The 20,591-nt window shown below is 66.2% G+C and carries 14 protein-coding genes; 10 read left to right on the forward strand and 4 right to left on the reverse strand.

From position 1 onward, the window contains the following. Positions 1 to 14 precede the first annotated feature (14 nt). Complete coding sequence (locus DAEP_RS0102295) at positions 15 to 3,458, reverse strand: pyruvate carboxylase (protein ID WP_027243539.1); 3,444 nt, start codon at positions 3,456 to 3,458, stop codon at positions 15 to 17. 408 nt (positions 3,459 to 3,866) lie between these two features. Here DAEP_RS0102295 and DAEP_RS22380 point away from each other — a divergent pair, with 408 nt between their 5' ends. After that, positions 3,867 to 4,304, forward strand: a complete 438-nt coding sequence (locus DAEP_RS22380; RefSeq protein ID WP_008557343.1) for a BLUF domain-containing protein — start codon at positions 3,867 to 3,869, stop codon at positions 4,302 to 4,304. Between the two features lie 18 nt (positions 4,305 to 4,322). On the opposite strand, the gene DAEP_RS0102305 is transcribed toward DAEP_RS22380, so the two are convergent. Both DAEP_RS0102305 and DAEP_RS0102310 read right to left on the reverse strand, forming a co-directional pair. Continuing rightward, positions 4,323 to 5,474 carry an alpha-hydroxy acid oxidase gene (locus DAEP_RS0102305; protein ID WP_027243540.1) on the reverse strand — a complete coding sequence of 384 codons (1,152 nt, stop codon included), beginning with the start codon at positions 5,472 to 5,474 and terminating at the stop codon, positions 4,323 to 4,325. A 78-nt stretch (positions 5,475 to 5,552) separates the two neighbouring features. Continuing rightward, complete coding sequence (locus DAEP_RS0102310; protein ID WP_027243541.1) at positions 5,553 to 7,355, reverse strand: sensor domain-containing diguanylate cyclase; 1,803 nt, start codon at positions 7,353 to 7,355, stop codon at positions 5,553 to 5,555. Positions 7,356 to 7,563: 208 nt separating this feature from the next. Between DAEP_RS0102310 and DAEP_RS0102315 the strand changes: the two genes are divergently transcribed. Further along, positions 7,564 to 9,933 carry an ATP-dependent helicase gene (locus DAEP_RS0102315; RefSeq protein ID WP_027243542.1) on the forward strand — a complete coding sequence of 790 codons (2,370 nt, stop codon included), beginning with the start codon at positions 7,564 to 7,566 and terminating at the stop codon, positions 9,931 to 9,933. A 410-nt stretch (positions 9,934 to 10,343) separates the two neighbouring features. On the opposite strand, the gene DAEP_RS0102320 is transcribed toward DAEP_RS0102315, so the two are convergent. Beyond that, positions 10,344 to 10,553, reverse strand: coding sequence for a DUF1127 domain-containing protein (locus tag DAEP_RS0102320; RefSeq protein WP_008556344.1), 210 nt, complete (start codon positions 10,551 to 10,553; stop codon positions 10,344 to 10,346). Positions 10,554 to 10,917: 364 nt separating this feature from the next. Here DAEP_RS0102320 and DAEP_RS0102325 point away from each other — a divergent pair, with 364 nt between their 5' ends. The 8 genes from DAEP_RS0102325 (at position 10,918) to mraY (ending at position 20,474) form a co-directional block, all read left to right on the forward strand. Then, on the forward strand, positions 10,918 to 11,982 hold the full coding sequence (locus DAEP_RS0102325) for an Mrp/NBP35 family ATP-binding protein (protein ID WP_027243543.1): 1,065 nt from the start codon (positions 10,918 to 10,920) through the stop codon (positions 11,980 to 11,982). An 855-nt stretch (positions 11,983 to 12,837) separates the two neighbouring features. Further along, positions 12,838 to 13,341, forward strand: a complete 504-nt coding sequence (mraZ, locus tag DAEP_RS0102330) for a division/cell wall cluster transcriptional repressor MraZ (RefSeq protein WP_083792689.1) — start codon at positions 12,838 to 12,840, stop codon at positions 13,339 to 13,341. A gap of 3 nt (positions 13,342 to 13,344) precedes the next feature. Continuing rightward, complete coding sequence (gene rsmH / locus DAEP_RS0102335; RefSeq protein ID WP_027243545.1) at positions 13,345 to 14,337, forward strand: 16S rRNA (cytosine(1402)-N(4))-methyltransferase RsmH; 993 nt, start codon at positions 13,345 to 13,347, stop codon at positions 14,335 to 14,337. After that, positions 14,334 to 14,684, forward strand: coding sequence for a cell division protein FtsL (ftsL, locus tag DAEP_RS0102340; RefSeq protein WP_008557751.1), 351 nt, complete (start codon positions 14,334 to 14,336; stop codon positions 14,682 to 14,684). Before rsmH ends, ftsL begins: the two co-directional genes overlap by 4 nt. Next, the gene (locus tag DAEP_RS0102345; RefSeq protein ID WP_008555170.1) at positions 14,681 to 16,465 is read left to right on the forward strand and encodes a peptidoglycan D,D-transpeptidase FtsI family protein; all 1,785 of its coding nucleotides are present in this window, start codon (positions 14,681 to 14,683) and stop codon (positions 16,463 to 16,465) included. Before ftsL ends, DAEP_RS0102345 begins: the two co-directional genes overlap by 4 nt. A 19-nt stretch (positions 16,466 to 16,484) precedes the next feature. Beyond that, a complete protein-coding gene (locus tag DAEP_RS0102350) occupies positions 16,485 to 17,972 on the forward strand; it encodes a UDP-N-acetylmuramoyl-L-alanyl-D-glutamate--2,6-diaminopimelate ligase (protein ID WP_008554042.1) in 1,488 nt (495 codons plus the stop codon). After that, positions 17,969 to 19,369, forward strand: coding sequence for a UDP-N-acetylmuramoyl-tripeptide--D-alanyl-D-alanine ligase (locus tag DAEP_RS0102355; protein ID WP_027243546.1), 1,401 nt, complete (start codon positions 17,969 to 17,971; stop codon positions 19,367 to 19,369). Before DAEP_RS0102350 ends, DAEP_RS0102355 begins: the two co-directional genes overlap by 4 nt. Before the next feature lie 22 nt (positions 19,370 to 19,391). Further along, positions 19,392 to 20,474 carry a phospho-N-acetylmuramoyl-pentapeptide-transferase gene (gene mraY / locus DAEP_RS0102360; protein ID WP_008556339.1) on the forward strand — a complete coding sequence of 361 codons (1,083 nt, stop codon included), beginning with the start codon at positions 19,392 to 19,394 and terminating at the stop codon, positions 20,472 to 20,474. Positions 20,475 to 20,591: the final 117 nt, after the last annotated feature.

Consider the following 20,591-nt stretch of genomic DNA (forward strand, 5'->3'; position numbering starts at 1 on the left):
GCTTTCCTGCTGGCTTATTCCAGCTCGACCAGAAGGTCCTTGGCGTCGATCTGGCCGCCGGCCTGGACGTGCACCGCCTTCACCACCGCGTCGCGCTCGGCGTGGATGCCGGTCTCCATCTTCATCGCTTCGATGGTCAGCAGCATATCGCCTTCATGCACCTGCTGGCCCGCCTGCACCGCGACAGAGGCGACAACACCCGGCATCGGCGCGCCGACGTGGTTCGGGTTGCCGGCTTCCGCCTTGGCCCGCTGTTCGGTCGAGGCCTTGACCAGACGGTTCGGCACCCGGATCACGCGGGGCTGGCCGTTCAGTTCGAAGAAGACCTTCACCTCGCCCTTCTCGTCGGTCTCGGAAATCGCCTGCAGACGGATCTCCAGGGTCTTGCCCGGGTCGATCTCGGCGGTGATCTCCTCGCCCGGCTCCATGCCATAGAAGAAGGTGCGGGTCGGCAGGGTGCGGACCGGGCCGTACTGGCGGTGGCGGCCCATGTAATCCAGGAACACCTTGGGATACATCAGGTAGCCGTTCAGGTCCTCGTCATCGACCTTGAAGCCTTCCAGCTGCTGGGACAGATCCGCGCGGACCGCCTCCAGGTCCACCGGCTCCAGATGCGCGCCGGGGCGCTCGGTGTTCGGGGCCTCTCCCTTCAGCACCTTCTTGACGATCCCCTCAGGGAAGCCGCCCGGAGGCTGGCCCAGGTTGCCGCGCATCATGTCGACGACCGAGTCGGGGAAGGCCACGTCGGTCTTCGGATCCTCGACCTGCGCGCGGGTCAGGCCCTGGCTCACCATCATCAGCGCCATGTCGCCAACCACTTTGGAGGACGGCGTCACCTTCACGATGTCGCCGAACATCTGGTTCACATCGGCATAGGTCTGCGCCACGTCGGCCCATTTCTCTTCCAGCCCCAGAGAGCGCGCCTGCGCCTTCAGGTTGGTGAACTGGCCGCCCGGCATCTCGTGCAGGTACACTTCGGAGGCCGGCGCCTGCAGGCCGCTTTCGAACGCCGCATACTGCGCCCGCACCTGTTCCCAGTAGCCGGAGATCTCGCGCACCTTGGCGATGTCGATGCCGGTGTCGCGGTCGGTGTTGCGCAGCGCCTCGACGATGGAGCCCAGGCAGGGCTGCGAGGTGCCGCCGGAGAAGGCGTCCATGGCCGCATCCACAGCATCCACACCGGCATCCGCCGCCGCCAGGATGGTGGCCCCGGCCACGCCCGAGGTGTCGTGGGTGTGGAAATGGACCGGCAGGCCGACCTCTTCCTTCAGCGCCTTGACCAGCTGGCGGGCAGCCGCAGGCTTCAGCAGGCCAGCCATGTCCTTCAGGCCGAGGATATGCGCGCCTGCGGCCTCCAGATCCTTTGCCATGCCGACATAATACTTGAGGTCGTATTTGGCGCGGTTCGGGTCGAGGATATCGCCGGTATAACAGATGGTGCCTTCGCAGACCTTGCCGCTCTCGACCACCGCATCCATGGCGACGCGCATGTTCTCCACCCAGTTCAGCGAGTCGAAGACGCGGAACACGTCAACGCCGGTCTTCGCCGCCTGGCGCACGAACTCCTGCACCACATTGTCCGGATAGTTGGTATAGCCGACGCCGTTGGAGGCGCGCAGCAGCATCTGGGTCATCAGGTTCGGCATCCGCTCGCGCAGGTCGCGCAGGCGCTGCCAGGGGCATTCCTGCAGGAAGCGGTAGGCCACGTCAAAGGTCGCGCCGCCCCAGCACTCGACCGAGAACAGCTGGCTCAGGTTCTGCGCATAGGCCGGCGCCACCTTGATCATGTCGAGCGAGCGCATCCGGGTCGCCAGCAGCGACTGGTGGCCGTCGCGCATGGTGGTGTCGGTCAGGAGCAGCTGCGGCTGTGCCTTCATCCAGTCGGCCACCGCCTGCGCGCCCTTTTCCTCCAGCAGGTTGCGGGTGCCACGGGGCAGGTCGCCCGGCTCGGCCCGCGGTGCGCGCGGCTCTTTCAGGTCGGCGGCGGGGGCCGGACGGCCTTCGGTCTCCGGGTGGCCGTTCACGGTGATGTCCGCGATATAGGTCAGCACCTTGGTGCCGCGGTCGCGGCGCTTCTTGAACTGGAACAGGTCCGGGGTCTCGTCGATGAACTTGGTGGTGTATTCATTCGACAGGAAGGTCGGGTGTTTCAGCAGGTTCTCGACGAAGGCGATGTTGGTCGACACGCCGCGCACCCGGAACTCGCGCAGCGCGCGGTCCATGCGGGCAATCGCCTTCTCGGGCGTCGGCGCCCAGGCGGTCACCTTGGTCAGGAGCGAGTCGTAATAGCGGGTGATCACGCCGCCCGCATATGCGGTGCCGCCGTCCAGGCGGATGCCCATGCCGGTCGCCGAGCGGTAGGCGGTGATGCGGCCATAGTCGGGGATGAAGTTGTTCAGCGGATCCTCGGTGGTCACCCGGGTCTGCAGCGCGTGGCCATTGAGGCGGATATCGTCCTGCGACGCCTTGCCGGTGGCTTCCGCAATGCTCTTGCCCTCGGCAATCAGGATCTGCGCCTGCACGATGTCGATGCCGGTGACCTCTTCGGTCACGGTATGCTCCACCTGCACCCGCGGGTTCACCTCGATGAAGTAGAACTTGCCGTCGTTCATATCCATCAGGAATTCGACGGTGCCCGCGCATTCATAGTTCACGTGCTGGCAGATCCTGCGGCCCAGGTCGCACAGCTCGGCGCGCTGCTCTTCGGTCAAATAGGGGGCAGGCGCGCGCTCGACCACTTTCTGGTTGCGGCGCTGGACCGAGCAGTCACGCTCGTAAAGGTGATAGATGTTGCCGTCCTTGTCGCCCAGGATCTGCACCTCGACGTGGCGGGCGCGGGTGATCATCTTCTCCAGATACCCCTCGCCGTTGCCAAAGGCGGCTTCTGCCTCGCGGCGGCCTTCCAGCACCTTTTCTTCCAGCTCCTTCTCGGCGTGGATCGGACGCATACCGCGGCCGCCGCCGCCCCAGGAGGCCTTCAGCATCAGGGGATAGCCGATCTCGGCCGCTTCCTTGCGGATCGCGTCCATGTCGTCGCCCAGCACTTCGGTCGCCGGGATGACCGGCACGCCGGCCTCGATCGCCACCTTGCGGGCCGAAGCCTTGTCGCCCAGGGCGCGCATGGTTTCTGCCTTGGGGCCGATGAAGGTGATGCCGTTGCGGGCGCAGGCGTCCACGAAATCCGGGTTTTCGGACAAGAGGCCGTAGCCGGGGTGGATCGCATCGGCGCCGCATTCCTTGGCGACGCGGATGATCTCGTCGATCGACAGATAGGCCGCAACCGGCCCCATGCCTTCGCCGATCCGGTAGGCTTCGTCCGCCTTGAACCGGTGCAGGCCGAGTTTGTCCTCCTCGGCATAGACGGCGACGGTGCGCTTGCCCATCTCGTTGGCGGCGCGCATCACGCGGATCGCGATCTCGCCACGGTTGGCAATCAGGATCTTTTTGAAGTCGGTCATTTCACCCTCGGGGTCCGTGCAAGTTGGTGCAGTGTTAGGCGGATATTAGCGATCCGCACAACCGTAGTTCTGGGTATTTCCGGCATGATTGCGCTCTCAAGCGGCCTGTTTTTGGATTTTTGTTACATCCCGGATGGCGGTTTGTTGCGCGTTGTAACTGGCTTGGCCCCCGAAGGGGTTTGGCGGGGCGCCGGACCCCGGCGGCCGGCACCGGCCGCTTTCGGTCAGAACGCTCAACTTCGGGTCAGGAATGCGCCGGTCCGCGCAACCAAAGAGGCCCGGTCCTGACCTTCCGCAACCGCCGCCGCCAGGGGTTTTGCGGTAAACTGAAAACAGACTTGGGTTCAAATGCTTGCCCTCAACAAACCAGCCGCGCTCCGGCGCCGGCTGCTGCCAAGGAGAGTGATCATGCACCGTATCATTTACGTCAGCCAGGCCGTGCGCGGCATGTCCAGCAAGGAGCTGGCCGTGATCGTGGACAAAGCGCAGAAATCCAACGCCGCCGCCGGTGTGACCGGCATGCTGGTCGGCCATCTGGGGTGGTTCCTGCAGGTGATCGAAGGCCCGGCAGAGGCGCTGGCTGCGCTGTTTCACCGCATCAGTGCCGACCCGCGCCACGGCAACATCCGGGTGCTGGTCAGCGAGGCGGCCCCGGCCCGGGCGTTCCCGGACTGGCGGATGGCGTTTTCGGAACCGCACGCGCTGCCTCCGTCCGTGCAAAAGCACGTGTTTGCGCTGCAGAACCTGATCCCGATCAACAGCCCCGACCGCGGCAGCGAAACCGCGGTGCGGCAGGTCGTGCGCGATTTTCTGGCCGCCTTCGAGCGGCTTGAGAAAACCGCCTGAGCCGCGCCGCGCGACGCATCATTCTGCCGCGGGCGGCCACCGCTCCAGCGCCTTCAGTGCCGCCAGGTCCGGCGTTCCCAGCTGGCTCATGTTCGCCTGCATGTCCTTGGCCAGAATGCCGGTCAGATGCGCCGGGCCGTCCGCGCCAAGTGCTGCCAGCGCATAGTGGCAGGCGCGGCCCAGCATCACGAAATCCGCGCCCAGGGCCAGCGCCCGGATGATGTCCAGCCCGCCTTCGATCCCGCTGTCGAAAATCAGCGGGATCTGCACCGCCTCCCGGATCTCCGGCAGCACCTCTATTGCGGCGGGGCAGCCGTCGAACTGGCGGCCGCCGTGGTTGGAGATCCAGACCGCATCGGCGCCGGCCTCTTCCAGCCGCTTGGCATCCTGCGCCCGCAGCACCCCTTTGACGACGAACGGGCCGTCCCAGTTGCGCCGCAGCCACGCCACATACTCCCAGTCGGGCGAGGTCCGCAGCAAATAGCCGACATGGGCGGTCGGCGGCAGGTTTTTCTGCGCACCGGAGATGTATTTGTCCAGCGTCCGCATATGCGGCATCCCGTGGCGCGCCATTCCCAGCGCCCAGGCGGGGCGCACCGCGATCTGCGCCAGCAGCCGCGGGGTCAGCCGCGGCGGCTGGGTCAGGCCGGAGCGGGTCTGCCGCTCCCGGCGCGAGGCAGCGGGCACATCCACCGTCAGCACCAGCGTCCTGAACCCCGCATCCCGGGCCCGCGCCAGCAGGTCGGCGCGGATGCCCTCGTCCTTGGGCGGATAAAGCTGAAACCAGGCGTCCTGCCCCAGATGCGGCGCCAGATCCTCCGGCGACCGGCTGGCCACGGTGGACAGGCAGAACGGAATGCCCGCCGCGGCGGCGCTGCGCGCCAGCGCGGCCTCGGCGCCGGGCCAGATCAGCCCGGACATGCCCACCGGCGCGATGCCAAAGGGCAGGGCCTGGGGCATGCCCAGAAAAACGGTGCTCAGGTCCGGCTCCATCGGACCGTGCAGCACGGACGGCAGGAAGCAGATCCGGTCCAGCGCTGTGCGGTTGCGGGCGCGGGCCTGCTCGGCACCGGTGCCGCTGTCCAGATAATCCCACACGAACCGCGGCAGGCGGCTTTTGGCGCGGCGTTTCAAATCGTCAAGGCCGGGGTAGCGCTGATGCAGATCCATCCGCGCATTTGGGGGCCGCAGCGCGGAAATGTCCAGACCCGCCGGTCGGTTGCGCCGCGCCGCTGCCGGCCGCCGCCGTCAGCCCGCCTTGTTCGAACCGGCAGCGGACCCGCGCGCAGAGGCCGCCTGTTCCGCCGCGCGCCATTCGGCATCCTGTCCGGCCTCGGCACTGGCGGCGGCCACGCAGACCTGGTTCCGCCCCTTCGCCTTGGCGGCGTACAGCGCCTCATCCGCGGCCCGCAGCAGGTCCTGCGGCAGCAGCCCGTGCGCCGGGTAATGCGCAACGCCGGCGGAAATGGTGATCTGCGGCAGCGTCTTTTCGCCATACCGCACGGTTATCTCCTCCACCCCCTGGCGCAGCAGTTCGGCGCGGGTCAGCGCATCTTCGGGGGTGACGCCCGGCAGGATCACGGTGAATTCCTCGCCGCCGGGGCGGCAGGCGGCCTCGCTGCCGTCGCAGGCCTTGTCCAGCACCGTGCTGACCGCCCGCAGCACCATGTCGCCCGCGTCATGGCCGTGGTTGTCGTTGAACTTCTTGAAGTGGTCCACATCCACCGCAATCACGCTGAGGCGCGCGCAGTTCAGGGCGCTGCTGCTGAGGAACTTGCGCAGGCTTTCGGTCATGTGGCGGCGGTTGAACAGCCCGGTCAGCGGGTCGCGCACCGACTGGTCGTGCAGCTGGTCGCGCATCCGCACATTGGCAATCGCCATGCTGATCTGCTCGGCGCACATCTGCGCCAGCGGCTTGCAGGTGGAAAAATCGCCGGCCCGCGGCGGCATCGCCCGCAGGTGCATCAGCCCCACGGTCTCGCCATGGGCAAGGATCGGAAAGCAGAAATAGGGCCGCCCGTCATGCGGCACCGCGTGGGCGCAGGTGAACTCCACCTCCGAGGCGCCGAATTCATAGGTGCGGCCGCGGCGCAAGCCCCAGCACTCGTCGGGCCGGATATGGTCCTTCAGCGCGCCGCCGTTCCAGCTGGCGCAGCCGTCCAGCACATCGCGGGAGTTGGAGAACACATAGATGCTGCCCTCGGCATCGGGCAGCAGGTGGCTCATGAACTCCGACACCATCTTGAACAGCTCATCCAGCGAGCGGCAGGATTGCAGCCATTCGTTCAGCTCCCCCAGCAGTTTGACTTCGCGCGCCAGCTGCATCTGGCTGGCCATGATCTCCTGATCCCTGGCGGCGCGCTGCTGCATCTGCCGCAGGCTGAACCGGTTGGTGCGGATGACGGCAAGGGAGACGATGCCGATTGCCGCCACCATCACGGCTGACACCAGCGCCAGCGAGATCCGCACCCGGTTCAGGAAGGTCTCGCGCAGCGCGGTGATATCCGCATAGAACTCGATTGCCCCGGCAAACCGGCCGCCCTGCAGCACCGGGGTGTAAATCTCCGCCACGGTGCGGGTGGCTGCCATGGTGCCGGTGTCGCGGGTTTCAAATCCGTCGATCTGCGCCACCGGTTTGCTGCCCTGCGCGTAGTAGACCGCGCCCTTGGCCACGATCTGCTGGAAATAGGGTTCGCGGTTCACCGTGCCGATGTCGGCAGGGCGGGTGGACCACAGCACGCGCCCGTCCGCCTGAAACAGCTTGATCCGGTAGGCTTCGGTGGTTTCCGGCAGCAGCGACAGGTATTCGGTATCATGCGTGTCCAGATGGCCGGACAGGAACGTGCCGCCGCCATCTTCCAGGTGGAGAAGGATCCGGCGGCGCCAGTCGGTTGCCTGCTTGCGCAGGTCGGCCTCCAGCATCCGGTCGACAACCGGGGCGGGGAGGGCATAGACCGCCCAGGCCGACAGCGCGGCTGCTGCCAGCAGCACCAGCAGCAGCGAATAGGTCTTGAGGAGGGGCAGCAGATGCCCGGCGCGCTGATTTGCCATTCAGATCACTTGCTACGACATGTTTCACCCCAGGGTTGCATGCAAGCCTTGCGGTTTTGTGAATCGGGCGGCCCTGAGCGGCGGAATTTCCCGCGAACACCTGTCAAATCCGCGCTTTCCCGGGGCTGGCGCCTGCAAACCGGACTCGTGTGAACAGAGTGTGAACGTCCTCTTTCCGCCGCCGCTGAATCACGCTAGGATCACGGCCATGAGCAGTTTCGACGAAATGGACGCCTTTGAGGGCGCATCGCTGTCGGCCCGCGCCATGCAGGCGCGGCCGATGCCGTATCTGGACAGCCTCAACCCCGCTCAGCGGGAAGCGGTTGAATGCCTTGATGGTCCGGTCTTGATGCTGGCAGGTGCGGGCACCGGCAAGACCAAGGCGCTGACCACCCGCATCGTGCACCTCCTCAGCACCGGCCGGGCGCGCCCGAACGAGATTCTGTCGGTGACCTTCACCAACAAGGCCGCGCGCGAAATGAAGGAGCGGGTGGGCGCCCTGCTGGGCCAGGCGGTCGAGGGGATGCCGTGGCTCGGCACCTTCCACTCGATCTGCGTCAAGCTGCTGCGCCGCCATGCGGAACTGGCAGGGCTGAAATCAAACTTCACCATCCTCGACACCGACGACCAGATCCGCCTGCTCAAGCAGCTGATTCAGGCCGCGGGCATCGACGACAAGCGCTGGCCCGCGCGGATGCTGGCCGGCATCATCGACGACTGGAAAAACCGCGCGCTGACGCCGGACAGGGTGCCTGCCGCCGATGCCGGCGCCTACAACAACCGCGGTACCGGGTTCTATGCCCAGTACCAGACCCGCCTGCGCGAGCTGAACGCGGTCGATTTCGGCGATCTGCTGCTGCACATGGTGACGATCTTCCAGAACCATCCGGACGTGCTGGAGCAGTACCAGCGCTGGTTCCGCTACATCATGGTGGACGAATACCAGGATACCAACGTCGCCCAGTACCTGTGGCTGCGGCTCTTGGCGGGCAAGCACAAGAACGTCTGCTGCGTCGGCGACGACGACCAGTCGATCTATGGCTGGCGCGGTGCCGAGGTCGGCAACATCCTGCGGTTCGAGAAAGATTTTCCCGGCGCCATGGTGGTGCGGCTGGAGCAGAACTACCGTTCCACCGGCCATATCCTTGCCGCCGCCGCGGGCGTCATCCGCGGCAACCAGGGCCGATTGGGCAAAGAGCTGTGGACCGAGGCCGGCGACGGCGAGAAGGTCCGCCTGATCGGCCATTGGGACGGCGAGGAAGAGGCCCGCTGGATCGGCGAGGAGATCGAGGCGATGCAGCGCGGCACCCGGGGCCAGGCGCCGCTGGGGCTCGACCAGATGGCGATTCTGGTGCGCGCCTCCCACCAGATGCGCGCGTTCGAGGACCGCTTCCTGACTATCGGCCTGCCGTACCGGGTCATCGGCGGTCCGCGCTTTTACGAGCGGATGGAGATCCGCGACGCGATGGCCTATTTCCGCATTGTGGTTTCCCCTGACGACGATCTGGCGTTTGAGCGCATCGTCAACACCCCAAAGCGCGGCCTCGGCGACAAGGCGCAGCAGACCATCCAGGGGCTGGCGCGCGAACATGGCGTCTCTCTGGTGGAGGGCGCGCGGATCGCGGTGGAAAGCGGCCAGATCAAGGGCAAGGGCGGCGGCGCCCTGCGCGAACTGGCCGAGGGCATCGCCCGCTGGGGCCGCATGGCGGGCGATCCGGACATCACCCATATGGAGCTGGCCGAGATCATCCTGGACGAGTCCGGCTACACCGCCATGTGGCAGAACGACAAAACCCCGGAGGCCCCCGGCCGTCTGGAAAACCTCAAGGAACTGGTGAAGGCGCTGGAGTCGTTTGAGAACCTCCAGGGCTTCCTCGAACATGTCAGCCTGGTGATGGACAACGACAAGCAGGACGCGGACGAGAAGGTCTCGATCATGACCCTGCACGCGGCCAAGGGCCTGGAGTTCCCCGCCGTCTTCCTGCCGGGCTGGGAGGACGGCTTGTTCCCGTCGCAGCGCTCGATGGATGAAAGCGGCCTGAAAGGCTTGGAGGAAGAGCGCCGCCTTGCCTATGTCGGCATCACCCGCGCCGAACAGATCTGCACCATCTCATTCGCCGGCAACCGCCGGGTGTTCGGCCAGTGGCAATCGCAGCTGCCCTCGCGGTTCATTGACGAGCTGCCGGAGGAGCATGTCGAGGTGCTGACCCCGCCGGGCCTTTATGGCGGCGGCTACGGCGCGGCGGCGCCCGGTGCCGCGATGGGGGCAGGGCAGGTGCGGTCCTCCATCGAGGAGAAGATGGCGCAGGCCGATGGCTACAACTCCCCCGGCTGGAAACGGATGCAGGCCCGCGCCGGCCAGCGCGGCCTGTCGCAGCCCAAGGAAAGCAAGCATCAGGTGATCGACCTGACCGCCACCTCCAGCTTCACTCTGGGAGAGCGCGTGTTCCACCAGAAGTTCGGCTATGGCGCTATCACCGGCATCGAGGGCGACAAGCTGGAAGTGGATTTCGAAAAGGCCGGCACCAAGAAAGTGGTCGCCCGTTTCGTCTCAACCCCGGACGACGTTCCGTTCTGATCAGCGCTTTGGCGCCGGCTGTGCCGGCGGATCGGATCGCAGGGCGATCCGATCCGGGCGCGGGGGCGGCGGGCAGCTCGGCTGCCCGCCGCCCCCGCGCCACCCCCAGCCTCTGAGGAAAGCGCGGCAGCGGCAGGCCTTTTGCCTGGCTGCAGCCGTTTGCCTGCAGCATGCCTTCGGCACGCCGCGGGCCTTGATTTGATGTCCTGAAAAACAAGAAACGGCGGCGCCCAGGGAGGAGGAGGGGCACCGCCGTTCTGTCAAACACCAGGGAAAAGGGAGGAGGAGACCCTGGTGATCCAAACCCGGCTATTAGACCGGTATAGGGTGCGGCGGCATCAGGGAGGAGGAGGATGCCGCCGCGTAGCACAGGCTCTTCAAAGGGAGGAGGAGGAAGAGCCTGATCTCTATCAGTTGTTCTCGTATGCGGCCTGGTAGGCGACGCGCTTGATTTCGCAGCGGCTCAGCCCCAGGTCCGCCAGCTCGCGGCCTGACAGCGCCGACAGCTCATTGACGGTCTGGCGGTACAGGCGGTAGCGGGAGGCCTTCGCCAGCATCGCATTCAGGAAGCCGACCGGGGATGCCACGCTCACTGCGGAGATTTGATGTGCTGCAGCCATGGTTTCGTTCCTTCATCCAGCCGTTTCGTCATCTGCGTCTTGCGCCTCATTGGCGCCGCTTGAGCCATAATTTAGGGATCTCCCCAGAAGTCGCAATCCCGTGCTTCGTCAATGCTGCTATGCAGCATCTGCATGGGTGACGTATGGGTATGTAACTGGAATATGACAACAATTTCGGCAACCGCTTACGCATCTGTATAATTATGCGGCACCGTGCGGCGGTTTTTGCATGGCGCTCAGCGCTGTCTGTTGACAAGCGCCGCCGCCGGTCCCCGCGGCCCGAGTGCGGCAATCGGGCCCGGCGGGTTCCCCGCGCCGCCGCCGCCGCATATATAAGGCGCGAAGAACACGCAGGAGAGCAGACATGCCGGTCACCCAGGATCAGATTCACGCAGTGCTGGAGCGGCTGGCCCTGCCGGATGGCGGCACGCTGGTTTCGCGCGACATGCTGCGGGCGCTGCGCATCGAGGGCAGCAGGGTCAGCTTCGTGATCGAGGCCCCGAGCCTTGAGATCGCCAAGCTGATGGAGCCGCTGCGCAAGGCGGCCGAGGCGGCGGTGCTCTCGCTTGACGGTGTCGAAGCCGTCTCCGCCGCGCTGACCGCCCACGCTCCGCAGCGGCCTGCGCCCAGCCTCAAGGTCGGCGGCCACCCGAAACCGCAGGCAGAGCCGCTGAAGCCCGCAGGCGTCAAGCGCATCCTGGCCATTGCCTCCGGCAAGGGCGGGGTGGGGAAGTCCACCGTGTCCTCCAACCTCGCCGTGGCGCTAGCCCGGCAGGGCCGCAAGGTCGGGCTGCTGGATGCCGATATCTACGGCCCCTCCCAGCCGCGGATGATGGGCGCCAAGGGCCGCCCCGCCAGCCCCGACGGCAAGACCATCGAACCGCTGCATGCGCATGGCGTCACGCTGATGTCGATCGGCTTCATGCTGGAGGAGGGCAAGGCGGTGGTCTGGCGCGGCCCGATGCTGATGGGCGCGCTGCAGCAGATGCTGGGCCAGGTGAACTGGGGCGAGCTGGACGTGCTGATCGTCGACCTGCCGCCCGGCACCGGCGACGTGCAGCTGACGCTCTGCACCAAGGCGGAACTGTCCGGCGCCATCGTCGTTTCCACCCCGCAGGACGTGGCGCTGCTGGACGCGCGCAAGGCGCTGGACATGTTCAACACACTGAAGACCCCGGTTTTGGGGCTGATCGAGAACATGTCCTTCTTCACCTGCCCGGACTGCGGCGGCGAGCATCACATCTTCGGCCACGGCGGTGTTGCGGCTGAGGCCGAGGCTCTGGGCCTGCCGCTCCTGGGCGCGCTGCCGATTGATCTGGAGACCCGGCTGGCGGGCGACAGCGGCACCCCCGTCGCGGCAGGGGAGGGGCCGATGGCCCAGGCCTATGCCCGGATCGCGGAGGGGCTGGTTCGGGGCGGCATGGCCTGAGGCCCTGCGGGCACGCACGTATTCTCTCTAATATATGATGGCACCTTGCACCGGATGGCCCGCCCCTGTGGCGGGCCTTCTGCTGCCGGCGGCCCGCACATGGGCGCTGATGGGACAGGCTGCCGGTCCTGGGACCGGATGGGGCAGGCCGCCCGGGACACCGGCCCGCGGGGCGCGCGGGATCCCATGGGAACGCTGGGAATTCACGGGACCTGCGGGAAATCATGGGCGCCATGGGAAATCATGGCCCTTTTCTCCATCCATTTCCTCTTGCCAGCACGAATCACCCCGTGCTGAAACGCTGGCAAGGAGAATTTCTGGTGCAAAGGCGCGGGCTGATTTGAGAACGTTAGGGGAACATCAGTGAAATCTGCGAGTCTCTCGCCGGAATCGCGGGAAACTATGGGAAAAAAATTGCAGCCGCAACTCCCCTCTACATGTAGTGTTTGTTTCTGGTTTTCTCACAACAAGTTCCGAATTTGGCCCTGAGTAGACCGCGAATCTGGGCCGAATCTGCGGATTCTCTGTCAAGAGCTTGGCGGTATTGGGCAGAAAACAGTTGCAGGGCCATCAATTCCCATAGTATCCCTATTTCATCAGATGAGACGAGGGACGGGGCGCCAAACGACCCCAAGCCGAAAAAACAAAACAAGCAGGTTTCATACAGGCCTTCGCTTTCATCGAACCAAGAGATCCGGCGCGCGAGCGAGCAGACATCCCCCCAGGTGGCGCGTGCAGTCGGACATCCCGCAAAGCGGGCCAAGGCGGCGGGTTGATCAGTGGCAGCAGATCAACCCGCCCCTTTTCATTCTGGGGGACGGATTAACGCGAGGGACGCGCGAAAAGGACGGGAAATTGGGCCGCAGGTTCAGAGGCGAAAGCCACCACAAGGTGGACAGCAAGGGGCGGGTGTCAATCCCCGCCTCTTTCCGCCGTGTGCTGGAGGCCTCCGACCCCAATTGCGATCCCGGCGGCAACCCCGAGCTGGTGATCGTCTACGGCGACCACCGCCGCCAGTTTCTGGAATGCTACACGATGGAGGCGATCGAGGAGGTCGACGCCAAGATCGCCGCATTGCCCCGCGGCTCCAAGGGCCGCAAGATCCTTGAGCGCATGTTCAACGGCCAATCCTTGCCGACCACCGTCGATGAGACCGGCCGCCTTGTCCTGCCCGCGAAACTGCGGCAGAAGATTGGGCTGGAGGGCGAGGCCTTCTTCATCGCCTCCGGCGATACCTTCCAGATCTGGAAGCCCGAGACCTACGAAGAGGTCGAGATGGCCGAAGCCGAGAAGCTGATGGAAGAGCTCCCGGAAGACTTCGACCCCCTTGAATTCCTAGACGGCGCCGGAGGCGCATAGATCATGACGGACCGCCCCTCTGCTCCTTCCGGTCCCCACATCCCCGTTCTGCTGAGGCCGCTGCTCAAGGCGGTGGCGCCGGTTTCCGGCCGCTGGCTCGATGGCACCTTTGGCGCCGGCGGCTACACCCGCGGCCTTCTGGAAGCCGGGGCCGATCAGGTGATTGCGGTTGACCGCGACCCGCTGGCCTTTGAACTGGCGAAACCCTGGGCGGGGCAGTACGGCGACCGCCTGATCCTGCAGCAGGGGGTGTTCTCGCGCATGGACGAATACGCCCAGGACCTCGATGGCGTGGTGCTGGACCTCGGCGTCTCCTCTATGCAGCTGGATCTGGCCGAACGCGGCTTCTCCTTCATGAAGGACGGCCCCCTGGACATGCGGATGTCGCAGTCTGGCCCCTCCGCCGCCGACCTGATCGCGGAACTGACCGAGGCCCAGATCGCCGATATCCTGTTCCACTACGGCGAGGAGCGCGCCAGCCGCCGCATCGCCAGGGCGATTGTCCGCGAGCGCGAGGCCGAGCCGATCACCACCACCCTGCGCCTTGCCGGCATCATCGAAAGCTGCCTGCCGCGCCCCAAGCCCGGCCAGTCGCACCCCGCGACCCGCAGCTTCCAGGGCCTGCGCATCGCGGTGAACGCCGAATATGAGGAACTGTTCGAGGGCCTTCTGGCCGCCGAACGCGCGCTGAAGCCCGGCGGGCTGTTGGCGGTCGTGACCTTCCACTCGGTTGAGGACCGCATGGTCAAACGCTTCTTCCAGCACCGCGCGGGCAAGAGCGGCCGCGCCAACCGCTATGCGCCGGAGCAGGAAGAAACCCCCGCCCAGTTCGAGCTGGTCACCCGCAAGGCGGTTGGCCCGGACGAGCAGGAACTGGCCGAAAACCCCCGCGCCCGTTCCGCCCGCTTGCGGGTCGGGCGCCGCACGAATGCCGCACCGGGGCCGATCTCGGCCAAGGAGCTTGGAATGCCGCAGCTGAAAGAGACGCCTAAATGAAGACCCTGCTGTATGCCGCAACTTGTCTGGCTGTGTTCGGCCTTGCCTTTTGGGCCTACCGCGAAAATTACGCCACCCAGCAGGTGCTGAAGGAAACCCGCGCCCTGCAGCAGCAGATCGGCGCGGCGCAGGTCCGGCTCAGCGTGCTGCGCGCCGAATGGGCCTATCTGAACCGCCCGCAGCGGCTGCGCGATCTCGCCGACATCAATTTCGACCGCCTCGGCCTCCTGCCGCTGCGCCCGGATCAGTTCGGGCGGGTGGATGAGGTCTCCTACCCGGTGCTGCCGGACCTGGAAATCACCAACGAGGTCGAGGTTTCGGGCCTGAACCTGAGGACGCAGCCATGATCCGCACACCGCTCCGCCCGCTGGCCCGTGTCCTTCATGCCCGCGCAACCGGCGCCAACCCGGACGCGATCGAACGCGAAAACCTTAGCCTGCGCCATCAGGAGATGCAGGTGCAGGCCCGCCAGCGCGCCGAGGGGCGGCTCTTAGTGCTGGGGCTGTTCTTTGTCTGTGCCTTCGGGGCGATCATTGCCCGCATGGCGATGACGGCAGTGTCGGAACCGGCAGAGCCCGTGGCCAGCGTGCCGGGCAGCGCCATCGCCATGCAGCGCGCCGATATCGTCGACCGCGAAGGGCGCCTGCTGGCCACCAATTTCGAAACCCATTCCCTTTATGCCCAGCCGCCGCAGATGATCGACCCCATCGGGGCGGCGGAAAAGCTGGTGGAAATCTTCCCCGACCTCGACCGCGAGCGGCTGATCAAGGATTTCACCGGCAAGCGCAAGTTCCTGTGGGTAAAGAAGAAAATCAGCCCCGAACAGCTTCAGGCGGTGCATGACATCGGCGATCCCGGCCTGATGTTCGGCCCGCGTGAGATGCGGCTTTACCCGAACGGCAGCCTGGCCGCGCATGTGCTGGGCGGCGCCGGTTTCGGCAAGGAGGGTGTGAACGCCGCCGAGGTGATCGGCGTTGCCGGTGTCGAACGCCAGTTTGACGACTACCTGCGCGACCCGGCCAACGCGGGCAAGCCGCTGCAGCTGTCGCTGGACCTCACCGTGCAGGCGGCCGCCGAGCAGGTGCTTTACGGCGGCATGAAGCTGATGAACGCCAAGGGGGCCACCTCGATCCTGATGGATGCCCATACCGGCGAGGTGATCTCGGTGGTCTCCTTCCCGGACTTCGATCCCAACGACCGTCCGCGCCCGCCGACCTCCGGTTTCGATCCCTCTGACAGCCCGCTGTTCAACCGCGCGGTGCAGGGCGTGTATGAGCTTGGCTCCACCTTCAAGATATTCACCGCCGCGCAGGCGATGGATCTGGGGCTGGTGGGCGCCGACACGGTGATCGACACCCGCGGGCCGCTGCGCTGGGGCCGCTTCGCGATCCGCGATTTCCGCAACTACGGCAACGAGATGTCGGTGACCAAGATCATCGTCAAATCGTCCAACATCGGCACCGCGCGGCTGGCGCAGCAGATCGGGGTGGAACGGCAGAAGAGCTTCCTCCAGACGATGGGCATGCTGGACCCGACCCCGTTTGAAATCTCCGAAGCAGCAGGCGGAAAACCCCTCCTGCCGGCCAACTGGTCGGAGCTGTCGGCGATGACCATTTCCTACGGCCACGGCATCTCCACCACGCCGATGCACCTGGCCGCGGGCTATGCCGCTGTGGCCAACGGCGGCCGCTATGTGGCGCCGACGATTCTGAAGCGGAACGGCCCGCAGCTGGGCCAGCGCGTGATGAGCGAGGCTTCCGCCGCCGCCGCGCGCAAGATGTTGCGCAAGGTGGTCAGCGAAGGCACCGCATCTTTTGCCGAGGTCGAGGGCTATCAGGTGGGCGGCAAAACCGGCACCGCCGACAAGCCCAAACCCCGCGGCGGCTATTACGAGGACAAGGTGATTGCCACTTTTGCCTCTATTTTCCCGGCACATGACCCGAAATACGTGCTGATCGTGACGCTGGACGAACCCTCCATCATCGCCCACGGCGAGGAGCGCCGCACCGCCGGCTGGACCGCGGCGCCGGTGGCCGCAGAGATGATCGGCCGCATCGCGCCGCTGGTGGGGCTGCGTCCGCAAGTTGAACCCGCAGAGGTGACTGGTATAACCCTCACCTCGAACTAATCCAGGGTAGAGGGCCGCCATGAGCAGCAGCAGACCAGAACAGCCTCTCAGCCAATTGGGGCTGACCGCCCGCGGCGGCGCCGACCCGCAGATCCGCGGCCTGGCGGTGGACAGCCGCGATGTGCGCGAGGGGTACCTTTTCGCGGCCCTTCCGGGCAGCCAGGTGCATGGCGCCAAATTCATCCCCGCCGCGCTGGAAAAGGGCGCCTCTGCGATCCTGACCGACGCCGCGGGCGCAGGCATCGCCGCCAAGGTGCTGGACGAAAGCCACGCCGCCCTGGTGGTGGTCGAGGATCCGCGCCAGACGCTGGCCTATGCCGCCGCCCTGTGGTTCGGCGGCCAGCCGCAGACCGTGGTGGCGGTGACCGGCACCAACGGCAAGACCTCGGTCGCGACCTTCGTGCGCCAGATCTGGACCGAGCTGGGCCATGAGGCCGTCAACATGGGCACCACCGGCATCGAGGGCGCCTGGAGCTATCCGCTGGCCCACACCACGCCGGAGCCTATCACCCTGCACCGCGCGCTGGCCGCTGCGGCAGAGGCGGGTGTCACCCATGCGGCGATGGAGGCGTCCTCGCACGGGCTGGATCAGCGCCGCCTGGACGGGGTGCAGCTGGCCGCCGCCGGGTTCACCAATTTCACCCAGGACCACCTCGACTATCATGAGACGTTTGAGGCCTATTTCGCCGCCAAGGCGGGCCTGTTCCGCCGGGTGCTGCCGGACGAAGGCGTCGCCGTCATCAACATGAACGACCCCCGCGGCGCCGAGATGCGCGCCGTGGCCGCCGCCCGCGGGCAGGAGGTGATCAGCGTGGGCCGGGGGCTGGGCGACCTCAGCCTGCTGGGCCTGCGCTACGACGGAACCGGCCAGGACATGCGCTTTGCCTGGCATGACAAGCCCTATCAGGTGCGCCTCAACCTCATCGGCGGCTTCCAGGCCGAAAACGTGCTGCTCGCCTGCGGACTGGCGATTGCCGGCGGCGAGGACCCGGAGCGGGTGTTCGAGACCCTGCCGCACCTGACCACCGTGCGCGGCCGGATGCAGCTGGCGGCGGAGCGCGACAATGGCTCTGCCGTGTTTGTCGACTACGCCCACACCCCCGACGCGGTGGCCAGCGCCATCAAGGCGCTGCGCCCGCATGTGCTGGGCCGTCTGATCGCCATCGTCGGCGCCGGCGGCGACCGCGACACCAGCAAGCGGCCCCTGATGGGGCAGGCGGCGCATGAGAACGCCGATGTGGTGATCGTCACCGACGACAACCCCCGCAGCGAGGATCCGGCGGCGATCCGCGCCGCAGTGAAGGGCGGCGCGCCGGGCTGTATCGAGATCGGCGACCGCGCCGAGGCGATCCTGCGCGGCGCCGACATGCTGGGGCCGGGCGATGCGCTGATCATCTGCGGCAAGGGGCATGAGACCGGCCAGACCGTGGGCGACACCGTGCTGCCCTTTAACGATGTGGAGCAGGCCAGCATTGCCGTGGCCGCGCTGGACGGGAGGATGGCATGACGCTCTGGACCGCAAATGAGGCCGCCGCCGCCACCGGCGGGCGGGCGCAGGGGGACTGGGCTGTCTCCGGCCTGTCGATCGACACCCGGACCATCGCGCCCGGCGATATGTTTGTTGCCCTGAAGGCCGCACGCGACGGCCATGACTTCGTGGCGCAGGCGCTGGAAAAAGGCGCAGGCGCGGCGCTGGTCTCCCGTGTGCCTGAGGGCGTTCCAGCGGATGCGCCGCTGCTGATCGTGGACGATGTGCAGGCGGGGCTGGAGGCCTTGGGCAAGGCGTCGCGCGCCCGCACAGATGCCAAGGTCGTGGCCGTCACCGGCTCGGTCGGCAAAACCTCGACCAAGGAGATGCTGGCGCGGATGCTGTCGGATCAGGGCCGCACCCATGCTGCGGTCGCCAGCTACAACAACCACTGGGGCGTGCCGCTGACTTTGGCGCGGATGCCGCGCGATACCGAATATGCGGTGATCGAAATCGGCATGAACCACCCGGGCGAGATCGCGCCGCTGGCAATACAGGCGCGTCCGCATGTGGCGATGGTGACCACTGTCGCCGCGGTGCATCTGGAGGCGTTTGATAACGTCGAGGGCATCGCCCGCGAGAAAGCCGCGATCATGGAAGGGCTGGAGCCCGGCGGCGCCGCGGTGCTGAACGCCGATATCGCCGAAGCGCATGTGCTGCGCGATGTGGCCTCGGATCTGGGCGTCTCTGCCCGCTGGTTCGGCGAGAGCGCTTCGGACTACACCCTGCGCTCTGCCGGGATCGAAGGCGAGGAGACCGTCGCCCGCGCCACCGCAAACGGACGGGAAGTTGAGCTGCATATTCAATCGCTTGGCGCGCATTTTGCGATGAACGCCTTGGGCGCGCTGGCCTGTGTCGAGGCGCTGGGGGCCGATCCGGTCAAAGCAGCCGGAAGCCTCGCCCTGTGGTCCCCGGTCAAGGGCCGCGGCGTGCGCGAGGCGATCCGGCTGGAGAGCGGCACCATCACCCTGCTGGACGACAGCTACAACGCCAACCCGACCTCGATGGCGGCGGCGCTGGCGGTGCTGGCGGCCACGCCGGGGCAGGGCCGGCGGATCGCCTATGCGGGCGACATGAAGGAGCTTGGCCCGCAGGAAGTGGAACTGCACGCCGGGCTGGCGGATCTGGATGCGGTCAAAGGCATCGACAAGATTCACTGCATCGGGCCGCTGATGCGGGCGCTGCACGAGGCCCTGCCGGAAGGCAAGCGCGGCGGCTGGTATCAGACCAGCGCCGAAGCCGTGCCGGGGCTGGCCAGCGAAATCCAGGGCGGCGATATCGTGCTGGCCAAGGGCTCTTTGAGCATGGCGCTGGCCAAGATCGTTGACGGCATCCGCGAAATGGGTCACTCCGGCCCCAACTCAGAAAACGCGTAAGAAGAACGAGGGAAGGGCCAGGATGCTCTATTGGCTGACCGCTTTGTCGGACGGGGGGGATTTTTACAACCTGTTCCGCTATATCACATTCCGCGCAGGCGGCGCCTTTTTGACCGCGCTGATCTTCGGCTTCCTGTTCGGCAAGCCGCTGATCAACGTGCTGCGCAAACGGCAGGGCAAGGGCCAGCCGATCCGCAACGACGGGCCGGAGGGGCATTTCAGCAAGGCGGGCACCCCGACCATGGGGGGCTTGCTGATCGTCGGAGCGCTGCTGACCGCAACCCTGATGTGGGCGCGCTGGGATAACCCCTTTGTCTGGCTGGTCCTGTTCGTGACCATGGCCTATGGCCTCATCGGTTTTGCCGACGATTACGCCAAGGTTTCCAAGCAGAACACCAAGGGCGTGCCGGGCAAGGTGCGGCTGCTTTTGGGGGTGCTGATCGCGGTGACCGCCTCGCTGTGGGCCGCGGCCTATCACCCGGAGCCGCTGCAGAACCAGCTGGCGCTGCCGGTGTTCAAGGACACGCTGATCAATCTCGGGATCTTTTATGTGCCGTTTTCGATCTGCGTGATCGTCGGCGCGGCCAATGCCGTGAACCTGACTGACGGCCTTGACGGTCTGGCAATCATGCCGTCGATGATTGCGGCCGGAACGCTGGGCGTGATTGCCTATGCGGTGGGGCGGGTCGACTTCACGGAATATCTGGACGTGCATTACGTGCCCGGAACGGGCGAGATCCTGATCTTCACCGCGGCGCTTTTCGGTGCGGGCCTTGGCTTTTTGTGGTACAACGCGCCGCCTGCGGCGGTGTTCATGGGCGACACCGGCTCGCTCGCCTTGGGCGGCGCACTGGGCGCGATTGCAGTCGCCACCAAGCACGAGCTGGTGCTGGCGATTGTCGGCGGCCTGTTCGTGGTCGAGGCGCTGTCGGTGATCATTCAGGTTCTGTACTTCAAGCGCACCGGGCGGCGGGTGTTCCTGATGGCGCCGATCCATCACCACTACGAAAAGAAGGGCTGGGCGGAGCCGACCATCGTGATCCGCTTCTGGATCATCTCGCTGATCCTGGCGATGATCGGCCTGGCAACGCTGAAGGTGCGGTAAAGCACACCGTTTGGCCGCCGCGCCGTATCTTCGGCGGGGCAGTTTGAACTCTCTTTTCTATGGAACCGCCCGGGGCTGCTGCTGCGGGCGGTTTGTCTTTGAAAATGAAGGCGGCGC

The organism is Leisingera daeponensis DSM 23529, from assembly GCF_000473145.1.
Taxonomy (GTDB): domain Bacteria; phylum Pseudomonadota; class Alphaproteobacteria; order Rhodobacterales; family Rhodobacteraceae; genus Leisingera; species Leisingera daeponensis.

Bases quoted from the DNA above. Each gene is read 5' to 3' on its own strand.
- ftsL (WP_008557751.1), top strand. From the start codon at position 14,334: ATGAAGACCCTGCTGTATGCCGCAACTTGTCTGGCTGTGTTCGGCCTT.
- DAEP_RS0102305 (WP_027243540.1), bottom strand. From the start codon at position 5,474: ATGGATCTGCATCAGCGCTACCCCGGCCTTGACGATTTGAAACGCCGC.
- rsmH (WP_027243545.1), top strand. From the start codon at position 13,345: ATGACGGACCGCCCCTCTGCTCCTTCCGGTCCCCACATCCCCGTTCTG.
- DAEP_RS0102350 (WP_008554042.1), top strand. From the start codon at position 16,485: ATGAGCAGCAGCAGACCAGAACAGCCTCTCAGCCAATTGGGGCTGACC.
- mraY (WP_008556339.1), top strand. From the start codon at position 19,392: ATGCTCTATTGGCTGACCGCTTTGTCGGACGGGGGGGATTTTTACAAC.
- DAEP_RS22380 (WP_008557343.1), top strand. From the start codon at position 3,867: ATGCACCGTATCATTTACGTCAGCCAGGCCGTGCGCGGCATGTCCAGC.
- DAEP_RS0102315 (WP_027243542.1), top strand. From the start codon at position 7,564: ATGAGCAGTTTCGACGAAATGGACGCCTTTGAGGGCGCATCGCTGTCG.
- DAEP_RS0102310 (WP_027243541.1), bottom strand. From the start codon at position 7,355: ATGGCAAATCAGCGCGCCGGGCATCTGCTGCCCCTCCTCAAGACCTAT.
- DAEP_RS0102355 (WP_027243546.1), top strand. From the start codon at position 17,969: ATGACGCTCTGGACCGCAAATGAGGCCGCCGCCGCCACCGGCGGGCGG.
- DAEP_RS0102320 (WP_008556344.1), bottom strand. From the start codon at position 10,553: ATGGCTGCAGCACATCAAATCTCCGCAGTGAGCGTGGCATCCCCGGTC.
- DAEP_RS0102345 (WP_008555170.1), top strand. From the start codon at position 14,681: ATGATCCGCACACCGCTCCGCCCGCTGGCCCGTGTCCTTCATGCCCGC.
- DAEP_RS0102295 (WP_027243539.1), bottom strand. From the start codon at position 3,458: ATGACCGACTTCAAAAAGATCCTGATTGCCAACCGTGGCGAGATCGCG.
- DAEP_RS0102325 (WP_027243543.1), top strand. From the start codon at position 10,918: ATGCCGGTCACCCAGGATCAGATTCACGCAGTGCTGGAGCGGCTGGCC.